At 70.6% G+C, this 24218-nt stretch carries 11 protein-coding genes; 1 reads left to right on the forward strand and 10 read right to left on the reverse strand.

What is annotated here, in order from left to right:
* Positions 1-11: 11 nt before the first annotated feature.
* The 8 genes from Raf01_RS49965 to Raf01_RS33805 form a co-directional block, all read right to left on the reverse strand.
* Positions 12-4535 carry a hypothetical protein gene (locus Raf01_RS49965; RefSeq protein WP_239134174.1) on the reverse strand — a complete coding sequence of 1508 codons (4524 nt, stop codon included), beginning with the start codon at positions 4533-4535 and terminating at the stop codon, positions 12-14.
* A gap of 33 nt (positions 4536-4568) precedes the next feature.
* Complete coding sequence (locus tag Raf01_RS33775; RefSeq protein WP_203922131.1) at positions 4569-5519, reverse strand: carbohydrate ABC transporter permease; 951 nt, start codon at positions 5517-5519, stop codon at positions 4569-4571.
* 56 nt (positions 5520-5575) lie between these two features.
* Positions 5576-6478, reverse strand: coding sequence for a carbohydrate ABC transporter permease (locus tag Raf01_RS33780; RefSeq protein ID WP_203922132.1), 903 nt, complete (start codon positions 6476-6478; stop codon positions 5576-5578).
* 33 nt (positions 6479-6511) lie between these two features.
* Positions 6512-7906: an ABC transporter substrate-binding protein gene (locus tag Raf01_RS33785; protein WP_203922133.1), complete on the reverse strand. Its 1395-nt coding sequence runs from the start codon at positions 7904-7906 to the stop codon at positions 6512-6514.
* A 40-nt stretch (positions 7907-7946) separates the two neighbouring features.
* Complete coding sequence (locus Raf01_RS33790; protein WP_203922134.1) at positions 7947-9227, reverse strand: enolase C-terminal domain-like protein; 1281 nt, start codon at positions 9225-9227, stop codon at positions 7947-7949.
* Between the two features lie 128 nt (positions 9228-9355).
* Positions 9356-12367 (reverse strand): hypothetical protein, encoded by a 3012-nt coding sequence (locus tag Raf01_RS33795; RefSeq protein WP_203922135.1) that lies wholly within the window; start codon positions 12365-12367, stop codon positions 9356-9358.
* Positions 12368-12418: 51 nt separating this feature from the next.
* Complete coding sequence (locus Raf01_RS33800; protein WP_203922136.1) at positions 12419-14146, reverse strand: alpha-galactosidase; 1728 nt, start codon at positions 14144-14146, stop codon at positions 12419-12421.
* Between the two features lie 620 nt (positions 14147-14766).
* Positions 14767-15783 (reverse strand): LacI family DNA-binding transcriptional regulator, encoded by a 1017-nt coding sequence (locus Raf01_RS33805; protein ID WP_239134176.1) that lies wholly within the window; start codon positions 15781-15783, stop codon positions 14767-14769.
* Positions 15784-16606: 823 nt separating this feature from the next.
* Here Raf01_RS33805 and Raf01_RS33810 point away from each other — a divergent pair.
* On the forward strand, positions 16607-22177 hold the full coding sequence (locus Raf01_RS33810; protein ID WP_203922137.1) for an ATP-binding protein: 5571 nt from the start codon (positions 16607-16609) through the stop codon (positions 22175-22177).
* A gap of 102 nt (positions 22178-22279) precedes the next feature.
* Here Raf01_RS33810 and Raf01_RS33815 read toward each other — a convergent pair whose 3' ends face one another.
* Together Raf01_RS33815 and Raf01_RS33820 are read right to left on the reverse strand one after the other, a co-directional pair.
* A complete protein-coding gene (locus tag Raf01_RS33815) occupies positions 22280-23035 on the reverse strand; it encodes an SDR family oxidoreductase (protein WP_203922138.1) in 756 nt (251 codons plus the stop codon).
* Positions 23036-23045: 10 nt separating this feature from the next.
* Positions 23046-24146, reverse strand: a complete 1101-nt coding sequence (locus Raf01_RS33820; protein ID WP_203922139.1) for an alpha/beta fold hydrolase — start codon at positions 24144-24146, stop codon at positions 23046-23048.
* Positions 24147-24218: the final 72 nt, after the last annotated feature.

Consider the following 24218-nt stretch of genomic DNA (forward strand, 5'->3'; position numbering starts at 1 on the left):
ACCCCCTTCGGCTACCGGAGTTCGGCGATCGACGGCAGCTCGGGTGGCGCCGCCTGGTCGTCGTAGTACTCCGGTATGACACTGTCCCGCCGGTACGGGGGTTCGTGGTAGGTGTGGCGGCGACGGAAGACGAGGGGTACCGGCGGGCGCCAGTGCCGCCAGCCGCGCGGGTCGGTGTCCACCGGGGTACCCGGCTCGCCGGCACCGTTGAGGTTCTCGGCCGCCACGGCGTACTCGTAGACCGTTGCCTCGGTACCGTCCGGTTGGCTGAGGGGGTCGCCGTGCGGCGGCTCGACACCGTACGCGTTGCGGTCCAGGTACGCGAAGGCGAACCCGGAGAAGACCTGCCGGTACCCGGTCTGTCCCCGACGGCGGCGCAGCACCCGGTACCCGCTGGCACCGAGCACCTCACCCCAGGTCAACGCGACGGTGCCCGGAGACAGCCGGAGGCTCAGCCCGTCGGGCGCGGCCGGCGGCTGATCGCTGACGTGCAGCGGATAGTCCGCGCCGGAGGGGGCCCGATGCTCGGCGTTCGCCGCGACGATCCGCAGGTGCACCTTCCGGCCGTTGGTCAGGCCCGTCAGCCGGTACGGGCTGGTGTGCGCCGCGCCGACCGTGGCCCACGTGGTGCCACCGTCCTCGCTGACCCGCACGAAGTACTCCTCAGCCGCCGCGACCGTCGTGAAGTGCACCAGGGCGCCACCGCTGACGTTCTCGGTACGCAGCACCTCGGCGGCGACCGGACAGGGCGCCCCGCGGGTCAGCTCCCACTCGTGCGTACCGGCCGGCAGCGCCACGGTCAACTCCTGTGCCGTCGCACGGGTCGGCCGGACCGGCGCCCCATCGACGTAAAAGACCGCGCCGTCCAGGCCGGCCGGCACCCGCAGCGTGAGCACGGAACCGGCCGGCACGGAACCGGCCGGCACAGAACCGGCCGACGCTGAACCCGCCGATGCTGAACCGGCCGACGCGTTACCGGTCGGCGCGATACCGGTCGGCGCGTTACCGGTCGGCGCGCTGAACCTGCCGGACAGCCGCCGGGTGTCCCGGTACGTGAGGCTCACCCCCAGGTTATGGTCCACAGTGGACAGGCACACGTCCCGGGTACCGATACTGGTGCCGTGGAACAGCACCAGTTGCCGCTCGCCGCTGTCCAGCAGCCGGATCACCCCCGCCGTACCGGCGAACCGCAGTCCGTCCTCGTCCACGTCCAGCGCGGCCGGCTGGTGGTACGCGCCGGCCTCGTACCGGAAGACGTAGTCCACCCCGTGCGGCGCGACGATCCGCGCTCCCCACGGCGCCTGGCGCTGCGGGTCGACGGCAGGGCCATCAACGGCACTGCCATCAACGGCAGGGTCGTCGACGATAAGGCCATCGACGGCGAGGTCGTCCCGGTGACTGACGACGGCCAGGGTGTTGCCGGTCGCCGCCTCGGGATCCTCCAGGCGCAACCCGCGCGAGAGCGGGGTGCTGACCTCACCGCGTGTGTTCTGCGCGGCATCGGACGCGCCGACGCCGCGTACCACGTGAATGAACGGCATGCGGTCGGCGACGTGCCCGACGCTGTTGGCGTCCGTGGCGGTGGATCGGGTCAGCGTGGTCCACGTCCAAACCACGCGCTGGGTGCCCGCGACGGCGTCGTACGTGACGAGGTAGTCGCTGCCGACCAGGATGACGCTGCGGCTGAGGTACTGGCCGTGCACCGGGCTGTCCGGGGACGGAGTGATTTCCGCGTACTGGGCGGCACCGAGATCGTAGAACGGACGGTCGAGCGTGTTCTGACCGAGCGACCGGATGGCACCGTCCTTCCACACACCGCAGGAGCTGACGAACGTCGCGTCGGGCACCCGGCGGTCCCCGGCGTCCTCCGGGCCGTGTCCGCTGTAGGCCCGGCCGCGGGCGTAGTAGTACAGGTGCCCCGATCCGTTGTCGTCGGCGATGCCCCACCGGTAGTTCGGGCCCGGATCGGTCTGCTGGAGGTGAACCGAGACCTCGTCCGGGGAGTCGACCGCGGCGCGCAGGATGATTCCGTACCCGGTGTACTTGGCGCTGCGCAGCCGGGGATTCGTACCCCGGTCGTCGGCCGGGCCGTGCAGCACCCGCCACGGGTCGGCGGTGCCGGGCCGCTGGTCGAGCCGGGCCCCGGCCGCGCCACAACCCCACAGCAGGTGCTCGGCGACCAGCGGGCGGTAGCGGCGCAGTGCCTCGCCGAGCAGCCGCATCTCGATCGGCGGTCGCCGTGGCCAGTGGGCATGTGCGCCCTGGGTGGGATGCATGCGCAACGCGCCTTCGGCGGTCGCCGAGTCGCCCGAGCCGGCCAAGCCGCCCGCGCCGGCCCAGCCACCGCCCCAGTTAACCCAGCCGCCCGGGTTGGCCGAGCCACTGCCAGGGCTGACCGAGCCGCCGCCCGCACTCACCGAACCACCGCCCGGACTGGCCGAGCCACCGGCCGAGCCGTCAGACCCGACCGGCCGGGTCATGACCGGCGCGCTGAGCGCGCCCACCAGCCAGTCGCCGAGCGCCGCGAATTCCGGTGTGCACAGCCGGTTGTGGCCGTCCGCGCGGATGCCCAGCGCGTTGCCCAGGGTGGCCGGGCGCAGGAACGCCCACACGTAGGTGGCGAGGCTCTCCGTCCAGCGGCCCGGTTTCGCCGCCCGGCCCGGTAGCGCCGGCCGGGTGTGGAACACGCCGGCCAGCCTGACGAACGTCTCGAACTGGTCGAGCCAGTCACGGGCCGCCGGATGCTCGGGGTACAGCCAGGCAAGGCACGCCAGCGCCGCCTTGCCGTCGGCCATGAAGTTGGGGTGGCCGCCGAACATGCGCAGCATCGGGCCGATCTCCTCACCCGCCGACACATATCCGGTCAGCAGCAGCAACGCGTCGACCCGCCGCCGGTCGGCCGGGTCGAGCCGGTCACCCAGCCGGTGGCAGCCGTCCAGCAGCCGGTCATAGAGCGGCCGCTGGCCGATGTTCAGGTAACCGGCCAACTCGTTGACTCCGTGAGCGATCAGCCGGGGACCCTCGGGCCCGGTGAACAGCGCGGTGAGAAACCGCCGCGCCGTGCGGAACTCGCCGCCGGAACACTCGACGTTCGCGCACTCGTTGCCGGGGCACTCGCCGCCGGACCACAGCGGCGCCGGGCGCCGGCCCTCGTAGGTCAGGGTCCAGTCCTTGACCCGGTCGAGGTCGAGCGTGCTGTGCCACTGGTACAGGTACCGGACGTGAGTCGACTGGTACCGGGTGGCCAGCCGGGCCGCCTCGGCGGAAATGCCGTACCGGTCGGCCAGCGCGGCCGCGTGGCACCGCTGGGCGCGCAGCACCTCACGGTCGAGATCGTGGTCGTAGAAGGCGATGCCGGTACGCCGGGTGCCGTCGCGCACCGGCCACGTCCAGTGCAGCACCCGCCCGTCGTACCGGAAACGCACCTGCAGGTCCCGCGCCGAGGTCCAGGACGCGTACCGGCGGTCGTCCCAGTGCTCCGGATGCCGGACGAACAGCCCCGCGCTGTCGCAGGTGTGGACATCCCAGAATGTCGCGTGTGGACGGATGTCCCAGGCGTACGACGGAGCGTACGGCCCGACCGTGAACGCGTACCGCTCCCCCGGCGCCTCGGTGCCGCCGGGTCCGGAGAACGACGGGTCCTCACCGCTGTCCGCGACCGCCAGCGGATCGGCGATCCCCGGCCAGCGGTACGTTTCCGGCGATCCGGGATCCAGGTAGTCGTCCGCGTCCTGGGAGTACGGCCAGGTCGAGGAGAACCGGTGGGTCGGGGCGAACCCGTCCCAACTCAGCTCCCAGCCGACATCCAGCTCGTCGATCCCGGACGTTTCCTCGGTCAGCTCGACGAAGTCGTACCCCTGAATGAACCGCACCGTCGCCGTGTAGCGCGCGCCGCCGGCGAACCGGTACCCGATCTCGAATGCGGCGGTCAGCGGCCCGGCCTCCACCTCGCGGACGTCGATCCGTTCGACGCGCGCCCGGCCCACGCGCAGTGACGAGCGGCCCACCCAGCCGCGTCCCCGGTTCAGTTGCAGGATGGGTCCCGGCACATCGGCTCCACCGACATCCCCGGATCGGCCGACAGCCTGCGAACACGGCAGCCGCACCTGGATCGCGCCGGTATCCACGACCAGGCTGTCGGCCAGCCGAGTGACCGTCACCGGCCGGGCCGTCACCGAGCCGGTCGCCAGCGAGCCGGCCGAAACCGCACCGGCCGGTGGGGCCAGCGGCACCGAGGGATCGGCGGACAGCCGAAACTCCCGCACCTGCCCCGGTTCGAGCGCGGCGAAGAACCGCACGACCGCGAACGACAGCCGGTCCCCCACCAGTTCGATGCACGACAGCTGGAACGGCACCGGTTCCGCCCGTTCGTCGACAAGTCGCAGCGCACCGGCCGGTACCGACGGCTCCGCCCACCGCACCGGCCAGCCGAGCAGCGTTTCGGGCCAGGCGAACTCCGGGTGGTCGATCGGGTTCTCCAGCCGGAACGTCACGCCATGCTGGTCGCGCGCCCAGTACACACACCGCTCGGTCATCGCTCAGCACTCATGGAATCGGCGCTCATCGGATCAGCGGGCCTCGACAGACGACGCGGACGACTCGGTCGCGACGGCCACCGGATCGCGCCCCACACCCTGCGTACCGAGGCTGGCCCCGCCCGCGACGCCCTGCACCAGGTAACGCTGCAACAGGATGAACAGCACCAGGATCGGAGCCGCCACGATAAACGTGCCGGCGGCGACCAGCGGCCAGTTCGAGGTGTGCTCGCCGAAGAACGAGTAGAGGCCGCGGGTCACCGGCCACAGCGCGTCGTCGGAGAGCATCACCAGAGGCAGGATCAGGTTGTTCCACGAGTAGACGAAGCCGAAGATGCCGAAGGTGGCGAGCGCCGGCTTCATCTGCGGGATGATGATGGTGAAGATGAACCGGATGTAGCCGCATCCGTCGAGCACCGCGGCCTCGTCGATCTCGCGGGGGATCCCCTTGATGTACCCGACGAAGAAGAAGAACCCGGCGCCCGACAGGCTGGTCAGCACGAGATAGCCGGGCATGCTGTTGTACAGGTGCAGCGAGCGCGCCTCGATGAACAGCGGGATCAGGCCGCCGGGCAGGAAGCCGGAGAAGATGAAGAACGTGTAGAGCGCGTTGGAGTGCTTGAAGTAGCCCCGCGAGATGGGGAAGGCCAGGAAGACCCCGAGCACGAGGGTGATGGCGTCCGGGACGATCGCGTACACGAGACTGTTGATCATCTCGTGGCCGAAGTCGCCCTGTTGCCACGCGTCGGTGAAGTTCTGGAACGTCCAGCCGTGTGGCAGTCCGGTCGGGTGCTGCAGGAAGTCCGGGTAGGACTTGAATGCCTGCAACAGCAGGTACAGCAGCGGAAGCGCGAACAGCACGACCGAGATGAGCAGGCACACCACGTTGGTGCGCAGCCCGCGCAGGCGCTGCGCCACGCTCGGCCGGCGCCGTGAGCGCGGCTCGGTCGCGGGCAGCGCGCGATCACTCAGTACCGCTGCCACGTGCGGCCGGTACTCGCCTCCGCCCAAGGAAGGCTCCGGCCGCGCTCCGGCTGAACTCACAGCGCCACCTCCCGCCGCCGCAGGGTCCACAGCACTCCGCCGCCGACGATGAGGGTGAGGAAGAACTGCAGCATCGCCAGCATCGAGCCGTACCCGAGTTCGGCGCTGCCGGCATTGAACGCGGAGGTGAACATGTAGATGCCCAACGTCTGGGTGCCGTGCTGGCCGCCGGCCAGCACGAGGATCAGTGCGTACTCACCCAGGGAGCCGACCACGGTCAGGAACATGTTCACCGTGAACGCGGGCGCCAGCAGGGGAAAGGTCATGTTGCGGAACAGCCGGAAGCGCCCCGCGCCGTCCAGCGACGCCGCCTCGTAAACCTCCGCCGGAATGTTGCGCAGCCCGGCGATGTAGATGAGCATCGAGTACCCGGAGAACATCCACACGTTGACGAGCATGACCAGCGGCAGCGCCAGCCGGTCGGAGCCCAGGAACGTGCTGGTGACCCCGAAGGCGCCGTGCAGCAGCTTGTCGAGCGGGCCGCTGAACGGGTCGAAGATGAGCGAGAAGATGGCACCCACCACCGCGACCGAGAAGATCTGCGGCATGAAGATCAGCGCCCGGTACACCGCGTAGGACCGGCCCCGCCGGTTGAGCAGCAGGGCCAGCCCCATGCCGATCGCGTTCTGGAAGACGGTCACGCCCACCACGTAGATGAGCGAGACCCGGATCGCGTCCCAGACCGTCGAGGACAGTGCGGTGAACGCGTTCGTGTAGTTGCACAGACCGCAGAAGTTGAGCGGCGTGCCCGGCAGCCCGGAGTACTGCGTGAACGAGTAGCCGATGGTCGCGAGCGACGGGTACAGGCCGAACAACAGCCACCCGAGCCCGGGAATCGCGATGCTCGCCCAGGGAATGAACCGTCGGGTCCGTGGGGTCCCGAACAAACAGCGGGGCACGCAGCCCTCCCTTCTACCGCTTCTGCGCGCGGGCTACTTGACGGCCTTCTGGTATGCCTCGGCGGAGCGCTTCAGGATGGTGTCGATGCTGTCGCTGCCGATCGGCGCCAGCTTGTAGAAGTCCGGCCCCCCGGCGTCGGTCGACGCACCCGCCGGGACCCACGGGTTGGTCAGCTGGGCGAAGGCGTCCTTGGAGTGCGCGTCCAACCAGTCCATCCAGGACAGTCCGGCGTTCGTCAGCGCCGGCTGCGTCGAGACCGATCCGGTGGCGGTCAACCACTTCTTGTAGTTGTCCGGCTGGGAGAAGAAGGCCAGCCATTGCATGGCGAGGTCCTGGTGCGCCGAGGTGGTCGGCACCACCCAGGTCAGGTCCGGCTTGACGACGACTCGGTTGTCCGCCGCGTTGTTGGTTCCGGGCAACTGGAAGAAGCCCAGGTTCAGCTTCGGGTTCGCCTGCTGGATGGTCGCGCTGTCCCACGAGCCGTCGAGCAGGAACGGGTAGTTGTTCGCCTGGGTGGCCCATACACCCGGCGCCGTCAGTTGCGCGACGCCCGCCGCGCCCGGCTCCAGGTACTTCACCGCCTGCTGGTACTCCTGCGAAATCGTCTTGTAGACCGGGTCGTTCCAGGACTGTGTCTTCTGCCAGAACGCGGTGGCCCGGTCGGTGGACACCTTCACCGAGTCCGATGACGGGTGGCCCGCCATCAGCGTCTGGTTCATGATTCCGTTCCAGATGCCGCCCTGGAAGCCATCCTTGCCTGCCGCGAAGATGGGCGTGACTCCCTTGGACTTCAGCGTCGCGCAGTCGTCCAGGAACTCCTGGAAGGTGCTGGGGACCTGCAGGTTGTACTTGGCCAGCAGGTCCTTCTTGTACCAGATGGCGCCGGTCGACACGTACTCCGCGGCCATCACGCCGTAGACGCCGCCGTTGTACCCGACGGCCGCCTGCTGCATGGTGGTGTCGTAGTTCTTCATGAACGGCTGGTCCTTGAGGTCGACCAGCTTGCCCGCGGTCACCAGCGCGGCGGCACCGCCCGGCTGCAGCTTGGTGTAGGAGGGCGCGTAGGCCTGTTGGGTGGGCGCGAACTGGGCCAGCACGTCCACCGACTTGGACTGCAGGAGGCTGCTGGTCAGCTGCTGCCACGCGTTGTTGGCGGTCGGGGCCTGCTGGAGCTTGACCGTCACGCCGGGGTGCGCCTTCTCGAACGCGGCGTTCAGCTGCTGGGTGAACTCGATCGCGCCCGGGTTCGTCCACTCGCCGATGGTCAGGGTGACCTTCGAACCCGAACCCGAACCGTCGCTGGAGCAGGCGGTCAGGCCGGAGGCGATGCAGGTGGCGGCGATGGCGACGGCGGTCAGCGACCTGACCGCGCCGCGCCGCCGCCGGAAGTGCGCTCGCGGCGGTAATGCGCTGATGCGGGTATCCACTGGTGGTACTCCTTCGGGTTGGGTGTGAGGATTGGGCGCCCTAGGGGCGCTGCAGGGCACCGTCGTCCCTGCGCGGTGGCGCCCAGGCGTGGCCGAGGCGTGGTGAATCCGGCGAGGTTGGCGGGAACCGCAGCGCCAGTTGTTCGTCGAAGTCGACGCCGAGGCCGGGGCGGTCACTCGGCCACAGGTACCCGTCGCGGATCTCGGGGCAGCCCGGGAACACCTCGCGCAGCCGCGGCGCGAACAGGTGCTGTTCCTGGATGCCGAAGTTGGGGCACGCGAGGTCCAGGGCGAGGTTCGCCGCGTGCCCGATCGGTGACACGTCGCCGGGCCCGTGCCAGGCGGTCCGGATGCCGTACAGCTCGCACGCGTTCGCCAGCCGCCAGGCGGGCGTGATGCCGCCGATCGCCGAGACGTGTACCCGGATGAAGTCGCACAGCCCGCCGGCGAGCAGCGGACGGTACTCGGCGGGGTTGGTGAACAGCTCGCCGATCGCGATGGGGGTGGTGCACTGGGCACGCAGCCGGCGGAGCCAGTCGATGTCCTCCGGGGCCACCGGATCCTCGAGATAGAACAGGTGGAACGGTTCCAGCTCCTTGGCGAGTTGGACCGCGTCGGTGGGATGCACCCGCTCGTGCACGTCGTGGATCAGCTCGATGCCGTCGCCGAGTTCGGTACGCAGGTGCTCGAACAGCGCCCGCACGGCGCGCCGGTACGCGGCCGGATCCCACGCGTTCGCGGTCAGCGGTGGGCGGGTACCCGCGGGTGCCGCCGCGCTCGGTGCGCCATAGGTTCCGGCTCCCGGCACGGCGACCTGACACCGCACATACCGGTAGCCGTCCGCGGCCATCCGCCGTGCCTCGTCGGCGACCTCCCGCGGATCCCGGCCGGAGGCGTGGCTGTAGAGCGGGACGGCGGTGCGGCACCGACCGCCGAGCAGTTGCCAGACCGGCAGGCCCACCTGCTTGCCCTTGATGTCCCACAGCGCCATGTCCACTCCGGACAGTGCGTTGTTCAGCACCGGCCCGCTGCGCCAGTACCCGGACAGGTGCAGGGCGCCGGCGATGTCGGTGATGTCCGCCGGGTCCCGCCCGATCAGCTGCGGCGCCAGGTACTCGTCGACGGCCGTGGCGACGGCGGCGGCGCGCTGGGTGAAGGTCGCGCAGCCGAGCCCGTACAGGCCGGGTTCGTTGGTGTCCACCCGGACCACGACGAGCGTGGTACCGGCGGGGGCGGTGAGCACCGCCCGTACGCCGGTGATCCGGGTGCCCGACGAACCCGCCCAGGGTGGCGCTGATGCGGTACCGGCGACGGTGTCCACGGGTGCGGCTCCTTGGTTTTCGGGAAAGGGGTACCGGGCCCGGCCGCGGTGGGGTGTGTGCCCGCGGCCGGGCGGTATGCGGTGTCACGTGGCGGGTGCTCGCGCTCCCCGCGACCAACAGGAACGGATTAGCGGCCGAGGCCCCATAGGGTGTCGACGCGACCGCCGCTGTACTGGGCTCCGGTGCCCCAGAACGGCGCGAAGTTGTAGCAGCCCGACTGCGGCGCCTCGGACTGCGTGGTGGAGAACGTCTGCCCGTGCCCACCCGTTCCGGCGTCGCCGACCGCGAACCCGAACACCATCGTCGAGGTCTGGCCGGCCGCCTTCGGCAGGGTGGCCGCGAGTTCCGGCAACTGGCTCCAGGCGATGGCCACCTCGTACGTGGTCACCTTGGCCACCGCGTCCCGGGTGATCTGCACCCGGCCCTCGCTGCCACCGGTCGGCGAGGCGTCCATCGGGCCGAGCGGGGTCGGCAGGGCGGCGTTGGTCGGGTAGTAGGTCTGGTAGTTGGTACCCGGCGCGCACTGGCGATGCAGTTGCGGGAAGGAGTCCGCGGCGGCGTGGTCCGAGGTCTTGCTGGCCAGCGTGGCCACGTAGAGGTGGGACAGCGAGGCCAGGCACTTCTCGTAGTGCCGGTCGCCGGCGAGCAGGTCGTCGGGTTTGGCGCCGGTGTCGAACCCGAGTTGGATGTCGTCGGCCTGGAACGGGAAGAGGTACGGGTTCGTGGCGAACGCCGGGTTGAAGAACGCGATGGCGTCCTGGATCTCGGCGCGGAAGTACACGAAATCGTCGTCCCACGCGCCGCGGAGCACGTACTGCTTGCTGTCGCCGGTCTTGCTCACGCTGGTCAGCGTCACCGGGATGATGTCGCTCCACTGGTCCGCGCCGCCGCCGACGACGATCGACCGGTACGGCAGGTAGTTGACCCGTACCGTCCCGGATCCGCTGAGGTCGGCGCTCTTGAGGTCGGGCCCCTGATGGCCGGCGACCCGCACGGTCCAGTCCACCCGGTACTGGTTGTCGGGGCTCACCTGGTGCCCCGAGATCGGGAAGCTCACCACCCGCTGCTCGCCTGGCTTCAGGTTGGCGCACGGCGCGTTGGTGTACCGCAGCTTCCACCCCGGTGGCTCGGCCACGCGCAGGTTCGCGGTGACCGTCGTGGGCGACGTGTTCTCCACCCGTACCCGCAGTTCGTCGCGCTGACCGAGTGGCCCGGTCAGCGCCAGCGGGGTGACCACCAGCGGTGTGTCGTACGCGAAGGTGGCATTGGTGGTCAGCACCGCGCCCAGGGCGTCGGCGCTGCGGTCGGTCTCGAAGTACAGCACCTCCCACGGGGACAGCGTCAGCGTCACGCGGCTCTTCGAGCCGTCGGCCAACTGCCGCCCGAGGTAGTCGTAGACCCGGATGCCGCTGGCATCGCTCAGGGTCAGCGTGCCGCGGTAGCCGGCGGCCGGGTGCTCGTCGGTGCCGTCGTAGATCTGGTCGGCGTAGACAGCGGCCCGGCCCTTGCCATCCGCGGTACGGAACAGGAAGCCCCAGGTGGACTTCGCATCCGGGTACAGCTCGGACTCCAGCCGGGCGTCCTCGAGCAGGCTGGTCATCGTGGTGTACGCGACCACCGCCGGCAGCGGGGTCTTGGTGGCGATGTCGTAGATGTTGAATTCCTGGCCGGAGTACGGCTTGTCGTAGCACAGCGAGAACCAGAAGATCCGGATCGGCGAGTCCTCCTCCGCGCCGGCAAGCATGTGCAGCAGGTACGTGGGAGCCAGCGTGCGGGCCACCCCGTAGATGGCTTCCTCGACCGGCACGTCCGGGAACGAGTCCACCACCGCCGTGCCGCACTCGGTCTGCCACTGGCCGCCCTTGCCGTGCGTGCGCGACCAGAGCTTGTCCATCTTGACCTGCGTCTTGGCCATCGCGTACTGGGCCGCGTCCGGGTACCCGTAGGCGTGGTTCACCGACCCGTCGATGTACCCCGCCGAGGTGGAACCCTTGGCGTACACCGCGTCGCGGTTGTAGCTGACCGAGCCGCCGCCGATCAGGTTGACGTCCGGGAACTCGGGCTTGACCCGGTCCCAGATGAGTTTGGTCATGTCCCGGTAGTCCTGCGAGTCACCGGTGGACCAGAAGTGGCCGTGCACCCACGGCTCGTTCCACAGTTCCCAGTTCTTCACCAGATCCTGCAGCGGCGCGATGGCGTGGTACACCATGTCGGCGTACGCGACCAGATCCTTCGGCCGGTTCTGGTACACCTGCAGCGGCTGGCCGTTCGCGCCGGGCTGCACGTTCCACGCCATGTTGTAGTTGATGAACCCGGTCGGCTGGATGCCGTGGCTGACCCACTCCGCGACCTCGGCCCGGGCGACATCGATGTCGGCCTGGCCCCAGAACGTGTTCGGCGCCGGGCTGACCGTCGTCGGTTGCACCGACGCGACGCCCCGGGTCCACTTGACGCCCATCAGCGCTGCGATGCGCTTGGTGATGGCGGGGTCGCCCTCCGACCGGATGCCCAGACCGAACGCCGAGTCGGGACGCACACCGGCCACGGTCGGGCGCACCACGCCGAGGCCCAGGGTCTGCGCGAGCAACTGGGTACCGGCGGCGTCGGTGACGGTCGCGGTCACCCGGTAGTAGTCCGGGCCCAACGCGCCCAACGGGATCGCGGTGGTCTGCGCGGTACCCGCCGGGGCGGCGAAGCTCGCCGTACCGCTGCGGACGGTCTGCGTGCTGCGGGCGTTGACCGACCAGGCGACGCTGCCGGTCAGTGCGGCCGCGCTGGTGACGGTGACGCGCAGCTCCGGCGTCGCCCGGCTACCGGCGTCGACGACGAACAGCGCGGCAGGATCGGAGAAGCTCAGCACCACCGACGGTCCCGTGGCCGCGTTCGCGGCAGCTGTGTTCGCGGCGGCCGTGTGTGCGGGGCCGGTGTTCGTCGAGGCGGCCGAGGCCGGCTGATTCGGCCGCAGGACGCCGGCCATGGCGGTGCCGAGCGCGGCGGCGGCGCCGTAGGTGAGGGTGCGGCGCCGCGACAGGCCGCCCGGTCCGGTGTCTCGACTCTCACTGTCGGGATGTGCGGGTGCGGTGTGTGCGGGTGCGGTGTCTTCGGGTTGGGTGTGTTCGGGGTGTGCGGGGTCGGACATGAACAGACCTCCGAGTGCGTGGTGGAACTCAGGTAGGTGCCATGCGGGGTGTTACGCGCGTGCGGGCGTGCTTTCCGGGCTTGGGCCGGCCCCGGTTGCGGCGCCGTCGAGGTGCTCGATGACGCACAACCCGGCCGGGGGTACCGGCAGGCGGTGCAGGCCGGGGCTCAGATCCTTGAGGTGGGTACCGGCCGGCCGGCCGCGGGAGTCCATGACCGTCAGGCGGGCCCTGGCCGTACCGGTGACGTCGACGACGACGTGTCCGGCAGCGGTCGAGTTGACGAGGGCGATCTCGGTGAACCGCCCCGGATCCAGGGGCACCACCCGACGCTCGCCGAACACCGTGACGACCGCCCGGTTGCCGGCGGACGCGGTCACGGTGCCGGCGCGCTCGTCCAGCCGGCTGGCGGGGTGCTGCCCGTCGAGCAGCACGTCGCGGTACCGCAGCCAGAACCGCAACCACCACGCGGTCATCGCCCGGTGCCCTGCGGACTGCCCGGCCAGCCGGACCGAGATCTGGGGCACGGAGTACAGCGCGGACTGCACCTGCCGGGCCGCCGCGTCGACGTCCGCCGCGGGATCCCACATGAGCATGTCGCAGTGCACCGCCGCGCCGGGGGCGAGCACCGCGATGTCGCGGGTACGCAGGCGGTTGGCGCTCGCGTCGGCCGGGCAGTCGCTGGCCCGCAACAGGTTGCCGTACGCCCGCATCGCCGGCCCGGCATAGGGCTGCCGCAGTTCGATGAGCAGGTCGTCGCCGCGTACCGCGTGCAGCCGCTCGCGCAGTTCGACGAGCAACGCGCGGGTCGCCTGGCCCACGTCGGCGGCCGTGTTGTCGCCGGCGGTGTCGTTGTGGGCCGTGTCGTCGGCGTACGCCATCGCCTGATCGAGGAAGTCGACCTTCAGGCCGTCCAGCCCGTACCGGTCGACGAGCCGCACACAGCTGTCGACGACGAACGCCCGCACCTTGTCCTGCCGGGGATCCAGGATCCGGCAGTCCAGCCGAGGCGCACGCCGCGGCGCGACATCCACCAGCGTGTCGTGGACGGTGCTGCGCTCCCCGAGCAACAGCGGCGCGATCCAGGCGACGTAGCGCAGGCCCCGCGCCCGGACCGCGGCGACGTGCGCGGCGAAATCCGGGAACTTGGCCGGATCGGGAACCCAGTCACCGCAACCGGAGTAGCCCCGGACATCCGCGTTCGCCTGCCAGCCGTCGTCCAGTAGCAGCACACCGCACCCCAGTTCGGCGGCGACTGCCGCGTCGGCCTCGACGAGGTCGGCGCTCACCGCGCGGTGCATCGAGTACCACGTGGAGTACGCCGGAGTACGGGCCGCCTCGGGCGTGGGCATCGGGTCGACGGGGGTGAGCCAGCGCGCCAGCGCCCGCACCGTGTCGGCGGCGGATGGCCCGGCCGGTCGCAGGCACAGCCGGAACCCTTCGCCCGCGGCCAGCCGCGTCGCCAGCCAGACACCATAGCGCGCCCGGGATTCCGAGACGCCGAACCGCATCCAGGTCACCGCGTCGGTGCGGTCGCTGGCGAACGCCAGCAGCGATCGGCCAGCGCTGTCGTACAGGCAACCGAGGGCGGCGGACTCGACCAGGCCGACCCGGCGCCAATCGCCCTCCCAGTCCGCCGGCAACGGTCGCTCCCAGTCCGCCGACGGGTGCCAGTACCCGACCGCGTCACCGAGCGGGACGTCCAGCCGGACCAACGTTGTCTCAGCCACGCTCGCCGTGACGTGCACGGTCGCGGCTTCGGCGCCGTCCTCGATCCGCATCCGGACGCCGTCGCCTAACGCCGTAACGGCAGTTTCTCCTGCAAAGAGGGTGTTGCCGGCGGACCAAAGTCGCGTCTTATCCCTGAAATCCGTCATGACCGTTCCCCTCGGTTGACGGGTGGAACCGTAACCCCGGCCGGACAACGTTGTCCAGTATCGACCCGAAACAATCCCACCCTGCTTCGATCGCCGGATCTCCCGCCGGCAGCGACCCGCCGGCACCGTCGTCATGGGGAATGTCGGCTGGTCAACGGGCGGATCGCGGAGCCCGGGCGGGTGGCCGCAGGGCGGGTACCGGCTCGCGGGCACCGACCGGCCGCCGACGTCGGCGGATCCGACAGCGTGCCTGGTCGCGACGCCGGTGCGGCCCACCGGTAACAAGTTCGTCACGCCCGCGACCCCCGTCGCGCTCGCGGTCACCCACGTTCGATCCGGTCGCACCGCAGTCTCATCGCGGCTCAGCACCGCGGCTCGGCACCACGGCTCAGGACCGCGACTCAGGACCGCGACTCAGGACCGCTCGCGGCCCGCGTTTCACGGGCCGCCCGCGACCACGTTCCGCGATTCGCGGCTTCCACCAGCCGTTTGCGACCCCGCCGGGGCGCGTTCCACCGCGGCGCTTACCCCGCGCTGCGCTCCACCAGCCTGGTCGGCACCACGACCGTCTGCGGGCGTGACTGCTCCCCCGCGATCCGCCGGAACAGCAGCTCCGCGCCGACCCGGCCCAGCTCGCCGGCGTCGTGGGAGACGATCGTCAGCGGGTGCGGCATCAGCGCCGCGGTCTCGAAGTCGTCGAAGCCGACCAGCGCCACGTCACTGCGCCTGCGGTTGAGCACGCCGAGCGCGCCGAGCGTGAGCCGGTTGTTGAGCGCGAACAGCGCGGTCGGTGGCTGGTCCGAATCCAGCATCCGCTCGACCGCGGCCTCGGTGTCCGGGATCGTGTGCAGCCCGTCCCGGATCAGGTCGGGCCGGTAGGGCACCCCCGCGCGTTCCAGCGCCGCCTCCGCGGCCGACAGCCGCTGGCGCATCGTGTAGATCCGCAGCCAGTCGGACAGCACGCCGATCCGCTCGTGCCCCTTGGCCACCAGGTACTCGATGGCCTCGCGGGCGCCCTGTTCGTTGTCGATCAGCACGGTGTCCGCGCGCAGGTTGGTGGGCGGGCGGTCGAGGAAGACCACCGGCGTACCGATCTCGATCTCCGTACGCAGGTACCCCTGGTCCTCGGCGGCCGGCACGACGAGCAGCCCGTCCACCCGCCGCTCACACATGGACAGCAGCAGCCGGCGCTCGCGCTCGCCGTCCTCCTCCGAACTCGCCGTGATCAGCATCGCGTCGTGGTCGATCGCGCACTCCGCGGCCGCGGCGGCGATCGCCGAGTAGAACGGGTTCGCCAGGTCCTCGATCAGCAGGCCGACTGTCCCCGACGTGCTGCGCGAGCGGAGGTTACGCGCCATGTCGTTGCGCCGGAACCCCAACTCGGACACCGCGGCCAGGACCTTCTCGACCAGCGCGGGGTCCACGGTCGGCACGTGGTTGACCACCCGCGACACGGTCTTGAGACTGACCCCGGCCACCCGGGCGACGTCGGCCATGGTCGGGCGGTGCGGGCCGGCGCCGTTGCCCATCGGCGTGCTCATCGAGTGCGCTGGCTCCTCACGGCGTCGCGGCGCTGCGCCGTCCACGGTACCCACGTTGCCGTCCACGGTACCCACGTTGTCTCACACCACCAATCCGCCCGACCGTCCGCGGTGCGGGCGAAGCCAGAGCCGGCGGATGACGAATCGCGGTGCCGTCGTACAACCGGGTGGGCCATGGCCTGCGCTTCCATCCGCGACCGCGGGTCCGAGCCTGCCACCCGCGAGGCTCGGATTGTCGCACACGCACGGTCATCGGCACGACGATCGGCGTCCGCTCCCGCCAGCCCCTGCGATACTTCAGGCACCGCCATGCCACCGGCGCTGAACCCACCGCTGGCCGTGCGACTCCGCCGGCACTGCCGCTCTCCACTGTGGACGACCACGGCATCGAGACGGCGGAGCACCAGAACGGCCCGGAGCGCCGAGACAGCCGGAGTAGCGGAACCGCAGGAGCACCGGAACCGCAGGAGCGCCGGAACCCGGCCCCGGCGTCACGCCTCACCGTCGACGACCGGTGCCGACCGGTCACAGGCGAAGCGGCGAGCCGGCCGGTAAGGCGACGCACAGTAACACTACATACAGTGTCCGGGCAGTCACGGAGAATCGCGATTCGCCTCGACGCGCCGGCCGATTTGTGTGGCCCACGCGACTTCTTTGTAGGGAATCTACAACTGATCGACTCGGTACTGTGCCATTGGAGAGGTTGGTGTACGCACCGGTAGCGGGGCAGGGTGATAGGCCGGTGCAGGCGACGGTCCGCGATGCGGACGTCGCCTTACGTGTGTAGGTATGGAACGTGTGTGGGTATGGAGGGAGTCAGCCGGTGTTCAGTCGTGTCGCCATCGTCAACCGGGGAGAGGCTGCGATGCGGCTCATCCACGCCGTGCGCGACTTGTCCGCCCAAACCGGGACCCGGATCGAAACGGTCGCCCTGTTCACCGACTCCGACCGGGCCGCGATGTTCGTGCGCGAAGCCGACATCGCCTATCCCCTCGGCCCCGCCGCGGCCCGGCCCTACCTCGACTACGACAAGCTGGAGCGCGCGCTCGTCGAGACCGGGGCCGACGCGGCCTGGGTCGGTTGGGGCTTCGTGGCCGAGCACCCGGCTTTCGCCGACCTGTGCGAGCGGATCGGCGTCACGTTCATCGGGCCGAGCGCGGACGCGATGAGCAAGCTCGGCGACAAGATCGGTGCGAAGCTGATCGCCGAAGAGGTCGGCGTCCCGGTGGCACCGTGGAGCCGTGGCGAGGTCGCCACGCTCGGTGACGCGCTGAAGGCGGCCGAGCACATCGGGTACCCCCTGATGCTCAAGGCGACCGCGGGCGGCGGCGGGCGCGGTATCCGCGTCGTCGCGTCACCCGACGACCTGACCGACGCGTACGAGCGCACCAGCCAGGAAGCTCTGCGCTCGTTCGGGTCCGGCGTCGTGTTCCTGGAGCGCCTGGTCACCGGCGCCCGGCACGTCGAGGTCCAGGTCATCGCCGACGGCCAGGGCACCGCGTGGGCGCTCGGCGTGCGCGACTGCTCGGTGCAGCGGCGCAACCAGAAGATCATTGAGGAGTCCGCGTCGCCGGTCCTCGCCCCGGAGCAGACCGCCGAGCTGAAGGAGTCGGCCGAGCGGCTGGCCATCGCCGTCGGATACCGCGGCGCCGCGACCGTGGAATTCCTGTACCACCCGGGCGAGAAGCTGTTCGCCTTCCTGGAGGTCAACACGCGGCTCCAGGTCGAGCACCCGATCACTGAGATCACCACCGGTACCGACCTGGTCAAGCTGCAGTTGCACGTCGCCTCCGGGGGCAAGCTCGAAGGCGTCCAGCCGGTCGAGATGGGGCACGCGGTCGAGGCGCGGCTCAACGCCGAGGACCCGGACCGGGACTTCGCTCCCTCCCCCGGCCGCATCACCCGGCTGGTCCTGCCCGCTGGGCCGGGCATCCGGGTCGACACCGGCGTCAGCGAGGGCGACAGCATCCCCTCCGACTTCGACTCGATGATCGCGAAAATCATCGCGTACGGCCGGGACCGCGACGAGGCGCTCGGTCGCCTCCGTCGCGCCATGGGCGAGACGACGGTCATCATCGAGGGCGGCGCGACCAACAAGAGCTTCGTGCTCGACCTGCTCGACCAGCCCGAGGTGATCAGCGCGGCCGCCGACACCGGCTGGATCGACCGCGTCCGCGGCGAGGGGCGCCTAGTCTCGCACCGGCACTCGGCGATCGCGCTCGCCGCCGCGGCCATCGAGGCGTACCAGGACGAGGAGGAGGCCGCCCTGCAGCGCCTGCTGTCCACCGCGCACGGCGGGCGACCCCAGGTGCAGCACGAGAGCGGTCGTCCGCTGGACCTCAAGCTGCGTGGCGTCGGCTACCGGGTGAGCGTGACCCGCACCGGCCAGAAACGGTTCCGGGTCGGCATCGCGAGCGGCGGCGACATCCACCCGGCAGACGTCGAGATCGAGCGGTTCGACGAGCACAGCGGGCAGATCACCGTCAACGGCACCCGGTTCCGCCTGGTCACCGGTACGCACGGACCGACCCACCTGGTGGAGGTCGATGGCGTCACGCACCGGGTCAGCCTCGACGAGGGCGGCGTGGTCCGCTCACCCTGGCCGGCGCTGGTCGTCGCGACGCCGCTGTCTGTGGATGACGAGGTCGAGTCGGGCGCACCCATCCTCGTGCTGGAGAGCATGAAGATGGAGACGGTCCTGCGCGCGCCGTTCCGCGCCCGGGTCCGGGAACTGCCGGTCTCGGTCGGCAGCCAGATCGAGGCCGGCTCGCTGCTGATGCGGCTGGAGCCGCTGAGCGACGACGCGGAGGCGGAGGCCACCGCCGCGGCGACGGAGTCGGTCGAGATCGACCTGCCGGCCGAGGACGCATCGGCGACCGCGGCCGTCCGTGCCGAGCGCGGCTTGCAGGACCTGCTGAGCCTGGTGCTCGGATACGACGTCGACCCGCACGACCAGGACCGGGTACTGACCGGGTACCTCGCCGCGCGCAAACAACTCGGCGAGGCGCACCGCCCGCTGGCCGGCGAGCTGGACCTGCTGCGCGCCTTCTCGGACCTGTCCGAGCTGAGCCGCAACAAGCCGGCAAGCGAACTGGAGGAACCGCAGAGCCACGTACACAGCCCGCGCGAGTACTTCCACGCGTACCTGCAGAGCCTCGACGTCGAGCGCGCCGGCGTCACCGAAGGCTTCCAGGCCAGGCTGAGCCGGGTACTCGCGCACTACGGCGTGACCGACCTCGCCCGTACGCCCGAGTTGGAATCCGCCGTCTTCCGCATCTTCCTCGCCCAGCAGCGGGCCACCCGCGACGTCGCCGTCGTCTCGGCCCTGCTGCGGCAGTGGCTGGCGGAGGCGCCACCGGCGGAACCGCTGCGCGAGCGGGTCGGCCTGACGCTGGAACACCTCGTCGAGGCGACCCAGGTGCGGTTCCCGGCGGTGTCCGACCTGGCGCACGGCATCGTGTTCCGCTGGTTCGCCATGCCGATCCTGCGCCGCAACCGCGCCGAGGTGTATGCCGGTGTCCGCCGCGAACTCCGTTACCTGGACCAGAACCCGGACGCGCCGGACCGCGCCGACCGGATCGCGGCCATGGTCGCCGTCTCCGAGCCGCTGGTCCGCCTGGTCGGGCAGCGTATCGGCCGGCCGGAACGCGACCAGGCGACGCTGCTGGAGGTGCTGACCCGCCGCTACTACGGCAACCGCGCGCTGTCCGGCGTCGAGTTCCGGGACCTGGCCGGGTGCCGGTTCGTCACGGCGAACGCCGCCGGTACCCACGTCGTCACCACGGCGGTCGACTTCCCCGGGCTCGGCGACGCGGTACGCGCGATCGGGCAGCTGGCGCAGGAACTGCCCACGGACGCGGGGTTGGTCGCCGACATCTACCTCGTCTGGGAATCCCAGCCGGACGTCGACGCCATGGCCGCGCGGCTCGGCGAAGTCCTTGCCGCGTCGGCGTTGCCGGCGCAGGTCGAGCGGATCACCACCACGGTCGCCGGCACCGCCGGCGCGGTGATGCACCACCACTTCACGTTCAGGCCTGGATCGCGAGAGGCGACCTCCTTGCCGCCGGCGGCGTCGGCCGCCGAGTCACGAGAGGCGACCTCCTTGCCGCCGGCGGCGTCGGCCGCCGATGAGGATCATGCGTTCACCGAGGACCGGCTGATCCGCGGGCTGCACCCGCACATCGCGCAGCGCATGCAGCTGGAGCGTTGGCGCGAGTTCAACCTCACCCGGCTGCCGTCGTTCGACGAGGAGATCTACGTCTTCAAGGCGGTCGCGCGGGAGAATCCGGCCGACGAGCGCCTGGTGGCGATGGCTCAGGTCCGTGACCTGACGCCGCTGCGCGAGGCCGACGGTCGCCTCGTCGCGCTGCCCACTCTGGAAAACGCCCTCGCCGCCTGCCTCGACGCGATCCGCAACATCCAGGCGCAGCGGCCGCAGAACAAGCGCTTCGACACCAACCGCATCTTCATGTACGTCTGGCCGCCGAGCGACGTGTCGACGGACGAGCTGCGCATGCTCGCGCACCGCATCCTGCCCACCACCGCCGCGGCGGGGCTCGAGGAGGTCGAGTTCATCGCCCGCGAGCGCTCCGGAAACGGCGAGCTGACCGAGATCTCGGTCCGGATGGGCATCGACGCCGGCCACGGCCCGCGGCTTTCCATGGGGCAGCCGTCGACCGAGCCGGTGCGACCGCTCGACGACTACCGGCAGAAGGTGCTGCGCGCGGCACGGCGCGGCAACGTCTACCCGTACGAGATCACGGAAATCCTCGCCGGCCTGGAAGGGTCGTTCGTGGAGCACGACCTCGAAGACGGCGTGCTGGTACCGGTGGACCGGCCGAAGGGTCGCAACAGCGCGGCGATCGTCGCCGGTGTGGTACGCACGCCGTCCGAGCGGTACCCCGAGGGCGTCACGCGCGTGGTGTTGCTGGGCGACCCGACGAAGGCGCTCGGCGCGCTGTCCGAGCCGGAGTGCTCGCGGATCATCGCCGCGCTGGATCTGGCGGAGCGGATGCGGGTACCGCTGGAGTGGTTCGCGCTGTCCGCCGGTGCGCGGATCTCGATGACCTCCGGTACCGAGAACATGGACTGGGTGGCCGCCGCGCTCAAGCGGATCGTCGAGTTCACCCAGTCCGGCGGCGAAATCAACATTGTCGTCGCGGGGATCAACGTCGGCGCCCAGCCGTACTGGAACGCCGAGGCCACGATGCTCATGCACACCAAGGGCATCCTCGTCATGACGCCCGACTCGGCCATGGTGCTCACCGGCAAGCAGTCCCTGGACTTCTCCGGTGGCGTGTCGGCCGAGGACAACTTCGGCATCGGCGGCTACGACCGGGTCATGGGCCCGAACGGCCAGGCGCAGTACTGGGCGCCGAACCTACCCGCCGCCCGCGACGTGTTGATGGCGCACTACGACCACACCTACATCGCGCCCGGCGAGACGGCGCCGCGCCGGGCGAGTTCCAACGACCCGGTCGACCGCGACGTCTCGACATTCCCGCACGAGTTGCCCGGCAGCGAGTTCGCGACCGTGGGCCAGATCTTCTCGACCACGCACAACCCCGACCGCAAGAAGCCGTTCGACATCCGTACCGTGATGCGCGCGCTCGCCGACCAGGACCACACGGTACTGGAGCGCTGGGCCGGCATGGCGGACGCGGAGACCTCGGTGGTGCAGGACGTGCACATCGGCGGCTGGCCGGTCTGCCTCATCGGGATCGAGTCGCGATCGGTGCCCCGGCGCGGATTCCCGCCGACCGACGGCCCGGACTCCTACACCGCCGGTACGCTGTTCCCGCGTTCCTCGAAGAAGACCGCGCGGGCCATCAACGCGGCGTCGGGCAACCGGCCGGTCGTGGTGCTGGCAAACCTGTCCGGCTTCGACGGCTCACCGGAATCGCTGCGCAAGCTGCAGCTGGAGTACGGCGCCGAGATCGGCCGCGCGATCGTGAACTTCCAGGGTCCGATCGTGTTCTGCGTGATTTCGCGCTACCACGGCGGTGCGTTCGTGGTGTTCTCCAAGACGCTGAACCCGAACATGACGGTACTGGCGCTGGAGGGCTCGTTCGCGTCGGTGCTCGGTGGTGCGCCGGCGGCGGCCGTGGTGTTCTCGGCCGACGTCAACAACCGCACGGCCACCGACTCGCGCGTCACCGACCTGCAGGCACGGGTCGCCGCGGCGAGCGGTGCCGAACGCGCGGCACTCAACGCCCAGCTGTCCGAGGTGACCGCCTCGGTGCGGGCGGAGAAGCTCGGCGAGGTGGCGGCCGAGTTCGACCGCGTACACAGCATCCAGCGCGCGGTCGAGGTCGGCTCGGTGGACGCGATCGTCTCGACGGCGCAGCTGCGTCCCCGGATCGTGGCAGCCATCGAGAGCGGCCTGTTCCGCTGAGCTACGGGGCCCGAGCAACGGGGCCCCAAGCTGCGAGGCCGAGCGGCCCGGTCCGCACGTCGTGCGGGCCGGGCGGTGGCGGAGCCTCCGGCGGTGACGGGGCTAGCGGATGCCGCCGCAGGCACGCAGGTTCTGGCCCGTCATCCAGCGGCCGTCCGGGCCGGCCAGGAACGCCACCACGTCCGCCACGTCGGACGGCTGACCGATCCGGCGCAGCGGTGACAGCCGCTTGAACATCTCCAGCCCCTCCGGCGAGTTGGTCTGGTGGATCAGGTCGGTGTCCGTGGCGCCGGGCGACACCGTGTTCACCGTGATGAAGCGCGAGCCCAGTTCGTGCGCCGCCACGGCGGTGAACTGCTCCAGGGCGCCCTTGCTGCCGGCGTACACGCTGATGCCCGGGCCGGGCAGGACGGTGTTGAGAGTGGAGACGTTGATGACCCGGCCGCCGTCGCGCATGTTGCGGGCGGCGTACTGGAGCGCGAGGAACGGCGCCTTGGCGTTGACCGCCATCATCCGGTCGTAGTACTCCTCGGTCACGTCGACCATCAGCGCCGGCAGGAAGTGGTCGGCCGCGTTGTTGACCAGGATGTCGAGCCCGTCGAGGTGCTTCTCGGCCTGCTCGAACAGCCGGGCGACGCCGTCGGGTTCGCCGAGGTCCGCCGCCACCGCGTGGGCGGTGCCGCCGGCTTCGGCAACGGTACGTTCGACCTCCGCGGCCGCCTCGGCGTTGCGCGCGTACCCGAAGACCACCTCGGCGCCGTCCCTGGCCAGCCGCTCGACGATGGCCCGGCCGATGCCGCGCGACCCGCCGGTGACCACCGCCGCCTTACCGTTCAGGACTGCCTCTTCGATCGTCATAGGGCCGAGTTTATGGCGTGGTCTGCGGGGCGGTGAGCGGGCGCACGTGGGACAGCAGGCCGCGCAGGAACTCCTCCGGTCGGGTGAAGGCGCAGAAGTGTCCCGCGTCGCGGATCCTGACCAGGGCCTTGGTCGGCGCCTGGAGTTCGGCGAAGTACTCCTCGGCGAGACCGGTCAGGGTCACCACGTCGGTGTCGCCCTGGAACAAGAAGTACGGCACCTCGAACCGGCTACCCAACCGCCGCGCGTCGAACGCCATGAACTCGTCGAAGAGCCGATCCCTGGAGTACGCGAAGCCGCTGAACCAGTGAGCGACGTCCCGCAGGGTGTGCGCCGGTGAGGTCAGCACGCGGGAGAGCATCAGCTTCATCGCACCGTTCGGGGTGACCGGGTCGGTACGCATCGCCCACTGCATCTTCACGCCCCAGGCGCGCACATCCCAGCGGGACGGGTCCGGTCCGATCCGCTCCAGGGCTGCCACCGCCCTCGAGACACCCCTGCCGTTGCCGGCCGCCCGGACCCGGTCCAGGGTCATCCGGTATCCGGCCGCCTCGTTGCGCAGCATGTCGACGTAGCAGTCGGTCGCCACGTACGCGTGGAAGAGGCCGGGGCGGCGCAACGCCAACTGGGCCCCGACCAGGGTACCCATCGAGCCGGCCAGCAGTACCACCTTGTCCTGGCGCAGGTGTTCGCGGAGGTGTTCGACGACTTCCGCGGCGTCGTCGACCATCCGGTCGAGCGTCAGCTCACCGCAGCCGGCCTTGCCGTTGCGGCCCAGAGTCTTGCCTGCACCGCGCCGATCCCACTGGACCACCGTGAAATGCTTCTCCCACGAGCGCAGCAGCGGCGTGAAGACCGAGTACGGCGAGCCCGGCCCGCCGTGCAGAACGAGCAGGACCGGGTTGGTCCGATCTTCGCCCCGGATGCCGATCCACTGGTCGATGCCGCCGACCCGGACGAACCGCTCCTCGGCGATCCCGTCCCGGGTACGGATGGCGGTGGCGCGCGCGGTCCGCCAACGCCGGACGGCGCGGTAGCCGAGCCCGGCGATCACCGGAGCGGCGATGACGCCGGCGGCAACGGCGGTCGTGACAACGGTGGTTGCGAGCATGACATCCTCCTCGGTCGGCGTTGCCTGAAGCGTCCGGCGTTGCCTGCGTCCGGCGCTGCCTGAAGCGTGCGG

The sequence above is a fragment of the Rugosimonospora africana genome, assembly GCF_016862975.1.
GTDB lineage: Bacteria > Actinomycetota > Actinomycetes > Mycobacteriales > Micromonosporaceae > Rugosimonospora > Rugosimonospora africana.